The following is an 8,791-nucleotide window of genomic DNA, read 5'->3' as shown; positions in this document are numbered from 1 at the left end:
ATTTGACCAAATCCGTTCTTGTCTTTTCGAAAATCGTTCCGGTGATCACGGTTGTTTGGTGTTGGCAATTCGTACACTCGTAAAGAGGTAAATTACGAGTCTTAATTTCGTAAGCCTTCTGGTGCTGACATTTTGGACAGTGATATCCCTCAGGCCACTTCATCTTGAACAAATGCTGATGGCAAGCTTCCTCGGTTTGAAACTTCTTTTGAAATTGAATAAGATTCATCGATTCTTGCTTTGCCATAAAAATCACTCCCGAACATATGTTTGATTTCATTATACCAAACATTAGTTCGTATTTAAAGACATTCCTGAGCTAACTGGATAATCAAAATGTTTTATTACTTTGAGGAAAACAACCAGCGATTATTTGAAAATTTTAACGTTCGTGACGATTATGACCTTAAGCAGCTGCCTGTACTTATCCAATTCGATAAACTTACTTATATGGGACCGCATCTTTCTTTAAACCCGATTGACGGCAATGAAGTACTGTCTATACTGCGCAAAGTCGAGCTGCCGGATCGTAACGATGTGTATGTCTACATAGAAACTAATTTTAAATTGGCCGAAAGCATACTCAAAGATAACGATCAATTCGGCGGCAACTTGGTACATCTTATTGTTGATAATCATGGCAAAATTGTTTATAGCGAGAATTCCGCTGATTTTCCTGTCGGCATGCTGCATAATGCTAATAACCAATCGAATAAAGACAGCAAATATATGCTGTTTGAGGAGACCAGCAACCAATCTTGGAAGGTGTTGGCCGCTGTCCCCAAATCGGTGTACAACCTCGAAGTCAATAGGTGGATCAAGCAGTTTGCCTTCTTTGCCATCTTAACGCTTATAGCAAGTTTCTTCATTGCCTGGCTGATTTGGCGAACGGTATATCGTCCACTCAAGCTGCTGAGTACGGATATTCGTAATGTGAAAAGCAACAACGAGGTTTTCCCGAGAAGACAATCTCAGATCTTGGAGTTTGCCGTTATTTATAAAGAGTTTGCCGAAATGCGAAGCCGCATCTTCGAATTAATTAGCGAGGTGGAGATGAAGGAACAAGGCAAAGCATTTCTTGAAGTCGAGAAATTAATGACGCAAATTAATCCTCACTTCATTCACAATACGCTCGATATCATACGCTGGCTGGCTCGAGCCAATGGACAGAAGGATATTGACCGCTTGGTTTCGACGCTAAACAAAGTGCTCTATTATAATCTCGGTAAAGGCGGCCCTGCCCGAATTAAAGATGAAATTGAAGCCTTGAAAAATTATGTTGAGCTGCAGGGTATCCGTTATAACTTCCACTTCGATGTGAACATCCACGCCGATTCCAAGGCGCTTGAGCTGCCGGTTCCAAGGTTCATTTTACAGCCGCTTGTTGAAAATGCGTTGTATCACGGTTTGGAGGATAGAGGAGTGATCGAAGTCAGTGTCATTGAAGACGGCGAGTCACATGTCATTATTGAAGTTAGAGACAATGGAGACGGGATGACAGAGGAAGAAATTGATCAATTAATGAGCGAGAACACGTTAGAGAAGAAGAAGGTAGGTATGGGAATCGGGCTGCAATATGTAAACCGTATGGTGAAGTTCCAATTCGGGGCTGCCGCGAGTTTTCATATTAAAAGCACAATCGGCTCAGGGACGACGATCATACTTCGTCTGCCAATAGGAGGTGTACTCGGATGATAAAGGTTATGGTTGTGGACGATGATCACTTGGTGCGTAAAGGCTTCATCGCGATGATGCCTTGGCGTGAACATAACCTAGAGGTCGTCGGAGAAGCCGGTAACGGCAAAAAAGCGTTGGAGTTTCTGGAGAATAATCAGGTGGACTTGCTCATTACCGATTTGGCGATGCCTGTCATGTCAGGTATAGATTTGATGAGGTGCGTGAAAGAACGATATCGGGATATTAGCATGGTCGTGTTGACGTTTCATCAGGATTTTGAACTGATTCAGGAAGCTCTTCGCCTAGGGGCGCTGGATTACATGACGAAGGTCGAGCTTGAACATGAGCAGATGGACGAAATCCTAGGAAGAATTGTCGGTAAAATGCAGGAGCAGCATGTACGAACAAGGGAAACGAAAGTGGAGAACCATGGAGCTCTTACGTTTGCCGAAGAGGATGAGGGGCCGTATTCGCCGGAAGTGAAGGCAAGTATTTGGAAGGCCGTAGACATTATTCATCAAGAGTTTCAAAATGAGCTTCTTTTACCTGACATCGCGAAAAGGGTGAACATGAGCCGCAGCTATTTCAGCCGCTGTTTTCGGGATATTGCCGGGAAAACGTTTAACGATTTTATCCGGGAAGTGCGAGTGAATCACGCGAAAGTATTGCTTACTCAAAAAGGGAAAACGATTAGTTGGATCGCCACGCAGGCTGGGTATCCGAATGAAAAATATTTTGGCAAAGTATTCCGTGAGTTGACGGGGATGCTGCCCGGTGAGTATCGCAAGAGCCAGAGATAAATCGGCTTTTACAAAACAACAGCAACACAAATCGTCTCCAAAGAAGTGCACTTTTGTCTCCTAAACGTTCCCGAAATGCTCATTTAGAAGACGATTTGCTCCTAAACGTAAGATTTTAACTGACCCGAATGCCTCTCATTTTCATTAAGATGTAAGTGCAGGGTTATTAATGAGGAGGTGCAAAATGAAAAAGAAAATAACGCTAATATCTATCATGGCATTGGTTGTTCTGATGACGGCATGTTCAAGCGGAGGGGCCAGTAAGGACGGCGTCAAGCAAGCAGCAGACCCGAACGTTAAGGTGGACCCGTTTAAGATGCTGAATCCGATTGAAGTAACCACCTTCAAAAGCTTAAGCCCAGGCGCAAAGTTACCAGCTGGCGATACAGTCGAAAGCAATCAGTACATGAAATATATCTCAGAAAAAACAAATATCAACTTTAAAATTTTATGGTATGCAGCTTCACAGGACTATGATCAAAAGATGAAACTGGCCATCGCGAGCAATGATCTGCCGGACGTTATGCTTGTCAACGAGCAAATCTTCCTTTCCCTCGCCGAAGCCGGACAAATTGAGGATTTAAGCAAAGTGTATGACAAATATGCTTCCCCATTAGCCAAGGAATTGTATGCATCAACGAACAACAAAGCGATTGAGAAAGCAACCTATAAAGGTAAATTGATGGGTATTCCGAATATTAGCGTGCAAGCGGATGCCGCAAGTATGGCATGGGTACGTAAGGACTGGATGGATAAATTAGGACTCCAGCCGCCAAAGTCGATTGACGATGTCGCTGCGATTGCCAAAGCTTTCGCAGAGAAAGATCCAGACGGTAATGGCAAAGCGGATACAATTGGAATCGCCGGTTTCGAGAAAGCATTAACGGTAAGCGGTAAAGCGCAACGGGGCGACTTTAAGGGTATTTTCCAAGCGTTCGGCGCTTATCCTTCCAACTGGATCAAGGATAGCTCCGGCAAGGCCGTTTACGCTTCGATTCTTCCTGAAACGAAGCAAGCACTCGGCAAATTACGTGACATGTATGCAGCAGGTGCAATTGATAAGGAATTTGCTTTACGCAAAGACCCGAACGAAAACATCGTATCCGGTAAAGCGGGTATGTTCTTCGGACCTTGGTGGTCCGGCGGATTGGTTGCTGATGCTTTGAAGCTTAATCCGAAGGTTGATTTCGTGCCTTATTTGATCCCTGATGCCAAAGGGACTGTGAACACGATGATGGTGCCGGTAAGTACACAGTTTATTGTAGTGAAGAAAGGGATGAAGAATCCTGAAGCAGCTATGATTTATGCGAATACGTTTATCAATGCTCAGCGTAAAGTAGATCCAGACGCTCTGAAATTAGATTTCTCGGTAAGCGCAGAGTACTGGCCGATTGGAAATTCCACCTATGATTATGCAGATGCTGTAGAGAGAAAATCCGATACATTGAAAAAGGCGATGGGCGGACAAATCAAGCCTGAAGAGCTGAATCCGGAAATGAAAGAATTGCTTGCAAAGGCAACTCGCGACAAAGCTAATCCGAAAGCAGATCTGAAAGATTGGTCAGGTTATTACGGGTACACCGTTCCAGCAGATTTGCTGAAGATGAACATGAATAAGGTGTATAGCGAATTTACAGCGAATACGAAAACAATGGAAAGAAAATGGGTTAATCTTCAAAAATTAGAGAATGAAACTTTCTTCGGCATCGTAATGGGCGAGAAGCCCTTTGATTCGTTTGATAAGTTCGTTACCGATTGGAAAGCACAAGGCGGCGACGAAATCACGAAAGAAGTAATGGATGAAATCAGCAAGTCCAAAAAGTAACGTGAAATGAAAAGAGCGTATCACCAAACCGAATGGTGGTGCGCTCTTTCTACCATCAAAATGGATAAGTTTGAACAGAGGTGTATCGTTCATGAACATAAAATCGTTTTATAAGCACTACCATTTGATGCTCCTGCCGGGTATCGTGCTGCTCATTATTTTTCATCTGGTGCCGATGTTCGGAATCGCGATTGCATTCCAAGATTTCAAGATCGGTCTGGGCATATGGCACTCTCCTTGGATCGGATTTGAAAATTTTACGTACATGTTTCAACTGAGAGACAGTAAAGTTATTTTCTTTAATACAGTATTTATTGCCGTGTGCAAAATTATCGCGCATCTCATCATTCCGCTTACATTTGCCATTTTGCTCAATGAGATTAGATTCCGGATCTTCAAAAGATGGGTGCAGACGGTTGTGTACCTGCCTCATTTTATATCGTGGGTTATCTTGGCTGGTGTTGTGATGGATATGCTGTCGCTCGACGGCATTATCAACCATGCGTTGAAAGCATTAGGTTTCGAGCCGATTATGTTTATGGCCAAAAACAGCTTGTTTCCTGGCATTGTCGTTAGTACAGACATTTGGAAGGAGTTCGGGTTTGCCGCCATTATTTACTTAGCTGCACTAGCTGGCATTAACCCTTCCCTCTATGAAGCGGCCGAAATGGACGGAGCTAATAGATTGAAACAGTTGTATTATATTACGCTGCCGAGCTTGGTTCCTACAGTTGTTTTGCTGGCTACTTTGAGCATAGGCAATATTTTGAATGCAGGCTTTGATCAAATTTTCAATTTGTATAATCCTCTTGTCTACGAATCAGGTGATATTATCGATACGTATGTGTACCGGGTAGGACTTGTGCAGGCCCAATATGGCTTAGCTACCGCTGTCGGTTTGTTGAAATCAGCGATCGGTTTCATTCTCATCTTTATTTCGTACAGAGTTGCCTATACGTACGCGAATTACAGAATTTTTTAATGAAGCAGGTGAATGCCATTGGTACGCAATAAAACGATTTCGGCTCGTATAACCGAAGCGTCTCTAATCTTGGTGATGCTAGTCATCTCAGCTTTGTCGCTTGCACCTGTTGTGCACGTGTTCTCCGTCTCGTTTAGCGATAACGCGGCAGCGGCTGGGGGATTCGTTAAGTTTTGGCCTGTTGGCTTTTCTTTGGAATCATATCGTAAAATTTTGGAAGAACCACATTTTTTCAATGCGTTTTTAGTTTCCGTAAAAAGGGTTTTGCTGGGCGGTGGAATCAATTTCGTATTGACCGTTATGATGGCGTATCCGTTATCGAGAAGCAATAAGGAATTCCCATACCGGAACGTGTACATGTGGTTCATGCTGTTCACGATGCTGTTCAGCGGCGGAATTATTCCGTTGTATTTGACCGTAAAGGCATTAGGGATGTTTAACTCCATGTGGGCTCTGGTGCTGCCGGGTGCGGTACCTGTGTTTAACGTTATTTTGCTAATGAACTTCTTCCGAAACTTGCCTAAGGAGCTTAGCGACGCGGGTTACATGGACGGTGCGGGGCCTTGGTATATGATGGTCAAAGTCTATCTGCCGCTTTCGCTACCAGCGATGGCTACCGTCACTTTATTCAGTATTGTCGGTCACTGGAGTGCATTCTTCGACGGCTTGATCTTCATGCGCAGTGCGGAAAATTATCCGCTGCAAACGTATATTCAGCAGCTCGTCGTCAACCAGAACGTCTTGGAACTTGATTCGACTAAGCTTGAGTTGCTGATGAAGGTATCAGATAAGACACTCAATGCAGCCAAAATCGTGGTTTCGATGGTGCCGATTCTTATCGTATATCCGTTTCTACAAAAGTATTTTATACATGGCATCATGCTTGGTTCTGTAAAAGAATAGAGAGTGAGCAGATCAAGGAGAGCGACAGATGAAACCTGTGGAAAGAATACATTCAGTTACAACCATTACGCGAAAAATTGCTCATTCGGAGCAAAGCACCTATATCGAAGTGCCTTTTGAAATGCCCGAGCATGTGGAGGAGATTGTGGTCGCTTACGTGATCGAATTACATGGGGAACAGGAGGCCGTGATCGATTTGGGCCTGAGGGACACCGGCAGAGTGAGAGGCTGGAGCGGAGGAGCGCGCAAAGCATTTCGACTCGGAAAAGAACAATCAACTCCCGGCTATTTGTCGGGTGATTTGACACCGGGAAACTGGGCGGTTCTACATAACGCTTACAAGGTACCGAATGAAGGTTGTTCCGTTACAGTCACCATCGAATTTCTTTACAAGAGACCTCGCTGGTTGAAAGGAGATCTACATACTCACAGCGTGAACAGCGACGGCACTTTTACCCTGGAAGAGAATGCCGCAAAGATGGAGGAACTCGGCTGTGATTTCATCGCCATGACGGATCACAATACAGTCAGCCAAAACATGACCTATCCGCGTAATACAAGTGTTGTTATGATTCCAGGAATGGAATTTACAACGAATTTCGGACACAGCAATTTCTTGGGCGTTACCGATCCGATCCGTGATTTCCGGGTGAAGAATCAGGAAGACGTCAATGCCAAGATTGCCGAAGCCCGCGCTAACGGAGCCAAGATTGTGATCAATCACCCACACTGCGAGTATTGCCCGTGGGAATGGGATTTTAATGTAGATCATGACTGGGTAGAGGTATGGAATGGTCCCTTTACCGAGCGGAATGTTAGAGCGCTGAATTGGTGGCATAGTCAACTCGTCTCTGGCAGAAGGCTTGTTGCTGTTGGCGGCAGCGATACCCATCGTCCGGATCCGTACGTGAAGCATGCGATGCCATGTACATGGGTGTACGCTTCTGAGAAAACCGTGGATGGCATTTTGAGCGCTATAGGACTGGGTCGCGTGGTGATTACTTATGCGCCAAACGGGCCATTTGTGGAGCTGAACTGTGGCTCATATAGGGTTGGAGACATCGTTCCAGCGGGTGAGCGGAGCAGAGAAGTGTCTTTGCATGCCGAGGATTTGATGGCAGGAGATCAGATCAAGCTTTATAGTAACATCAGATTGGAAAAGGAAGTACTAGTGTCCTCAGACGGGGGGCTTAGCATCCATTTTGACGCACAGGGAACAACGTTTGTACGGGCCGAAGTTTGGCGGCATTTCGATGTGGTCAACATGACGCTTATGGTTGCGTTAACGAACCCGATTTATTTTGACTAGTAAATAGTTTGAAAGCAGAAACACAACCTTTTGTTTGTTAAAAGGCTGTGTTTTTTATTTACATAATAGAAAGTATAAGTTTCAAGGTAGAGCTTAAGGGTATCCCCTTTCTAAGGCGGCCATTCAAAAACTTCTGCAATTGTGCAAAGTCGGCTGTCGATTCATTGTGGACAAACGCTAACGAACTCAGAAAACGTTATGAAGCCCAAAAGCGGGCTTTTGATAGTCTAACGAATCGAGAAAACGCTATTGTAGGAAAGACAGCCCCAAATCACGCTTTTTCGCTAACGTAACGAGGCTGCGATTCGTTAGCCATTCGAGTATGCGCATGATGAGGACAATTGCGTGTGCACGGTTCGTTAGCTCTGCGACAGCTTCCAAAATCGGTCTGCAGAGAAAAGAAGATGATCATGGAGAAAGCGGATATGGGCGGTTGGAGCCCTATATCCAATTCCCTGCCCAAGCTCAAACATTTGGATTTGCACACAAAGGACCTGAGGTAAAGCCTCAGGTCCTTCTTTTTTACCACGATAAACCAGGTCGGCAATGATGAAAGGACCTTCATAATAAATTTACTCAAATAATGTCGAAAATAAGAGGTATTTGTCGAAAGTGAACTGAATTTCTAGTGATAATCTATAATCCTAGAGATAGGTGGAGGCGATGATTTTAATGAAGCTAAAAAGTATTCAAAGTAAATTTATGCTGCTGCTTGTTCCTCTTATTGTTGTTACCCTGTTTGGCATCGTCGCGTTCGCATACGTGAATAGTAAAGGATTGATTAATAACGAGATTGGGCTCAAGATGCAGCAGCAATTAGAAAGTGTGACAAGCAGCATTAATGGAAAGCTTATAGCGCATCGCAAAGTGGGAGAAGTGCTGGCCAGAACGGTAGAATTTGCGCCTAACCAGCTGACTTTGGACAACTATAATAAAATACTAAGCCTGAAATATTCATGGAGCCTTTGGCCGATTGGAAGAATTGGTAAAACAAAGAAATTACTCATGCAACATCATACACATCTGAAATTTAAGAGATACAACAGAATGGTTCTCTTGTACGGTTTTCTAAGTAAACGAGTGGTATTCATAATAATTGCTTGGAAATGGGCATACTTGCCCGTTGCGCCAGAATACTACTTTTGAAATTTCGGCTGGATGACTCTAACCGTCATCCAAATCTAGGCAAGCGTTGGATATTCTTTAGTGTTTGGATGAATGGCTCTCTGTAAATACAGGAACTGCACAATTTCCATGTCCAGTAACGCCCAGAGTAGATCAGTTTTCCAGCAATT

8 protein-coding genes are annotated in these 8,791 nt (G+C 44.0%); 7 read left to right on the top strand and 1 reads right to left on the bottom strand.

What is annotated here, in order from left to right; translation table 11 throughout:
- A partial coding sequence (locus tag G519_RS0136765; RefSeq protein ID WP_029198809.1) for a transposase occupies nt 1–247 on the bottom strand: 247 nt, incomplete at its 3' end.
- 89 nt (nt 248–336) lie between these two features.
- On the opposite strand from G519_RS0136765, the gene G519_RS46435 reads away from it, so the two are divergent.
- The 7 genes from G519_RS46435 to G519_RS0136725 all read left to right on the top strand — a co-directional run bounded on the left by G519_RS46435 (nt 337) and on the right by G519_RS0136725 (nt 8,642).
- On the top strand, nt 337–1,695 hold the full coding sequence (locus G519_RS46435; RefSeq protein ID WP_051254041.1) for a sensor histidine kinase: 1,359 nt from the start codon (nt 337–339) through the stop codon (nt 1,693–1,695).
- Nucleotides 1,692–2,477, top strand: a complete 786-nt coding sequence (locus tag G519_RS0136755; protein WP_029198808.1) for a response regulator transcription factor — start codon at nt 1,692–1,694, stop codon at nt 2,475–2,477. The genes G519_RS46435 and G519_RS0136755 overlap by 4 nt, the downstream gene beginning before the upstream one ends.
- Before the next feature lie 184 nt (nt 2,478–2,661).
- Entirely contained in the window at nt 2,662–4,302 is a 1,641-nt protein-coding gene (locus tag G519_RS46430; RefSeq protein ID WP_051254039.1) for an extracellular solute-binding protein, read from the top strand.
- Nucleotides 4,303–4,393: 91 nt separating this feature from the next.
- Complete coding sequence (locus G519_RS0136745) at nt 4,394–5,284, top strand: ABC transporter permease (protein ID WP_029198807.1); 891 nt, start codon at nt 4,394–4,396, stop codon at nt 5,282–5,284.
- Nucleotides 5,285–5,302: 18 nt separating this feature from the next.
- Complete coding sequence (locus G519_RS0136740) at nt 5,303–6,187, top strand: carbohydrate ABC transporter permease (RefSeq protein WP_029198806.1); 885 nt, start codon at nt 5,303–5,305, stop codon at nt 6,185–6,187.
- Nucleotides 6,188–6,215: 28 nt separating this feature from the next.
- Entirely contained in the window at nt 6,216–7,496 is a 1,281-nt protein-coding gene (locus G519_RS0136735; RefSeq protein WP_029198805.1) for a CehA/McbA family metallohydrolase, read from the top strand.
- A 672-nt stretch (nt 7,497–8,168) separates the two neighbouring features.
- Complete coding sequence (locus G519_RS0136725) at nt 8,169–8,642, top strand: hypothetical protein (RefSeq protein WP_029198803.1); 474 nt, start codon at nt 8,169–8,171, stop codon at nt 8,640–8,642.
- Nucleotides 8,643–8,791 lie beyond the last annotated feature (149 nt).

The sequence above is a fragment of the Paenibacillus alginolyticus DSM 5050 = NBRC 15375 genome, assembly GCF_000422905.1.
GTDB classification, from domain to species: domain Bacteria; phylum Bacillota; class Bacilli; order Paenibacillales; family NBRC-103111; genus Paenibacillus_E; species Paenibacillus_E alginolyticus.
The sequence above is the reverse complement of the archived record's forward strand: the minus strand, read 5'-3'. Positions and strand labels throughout refer to the sequence as shown.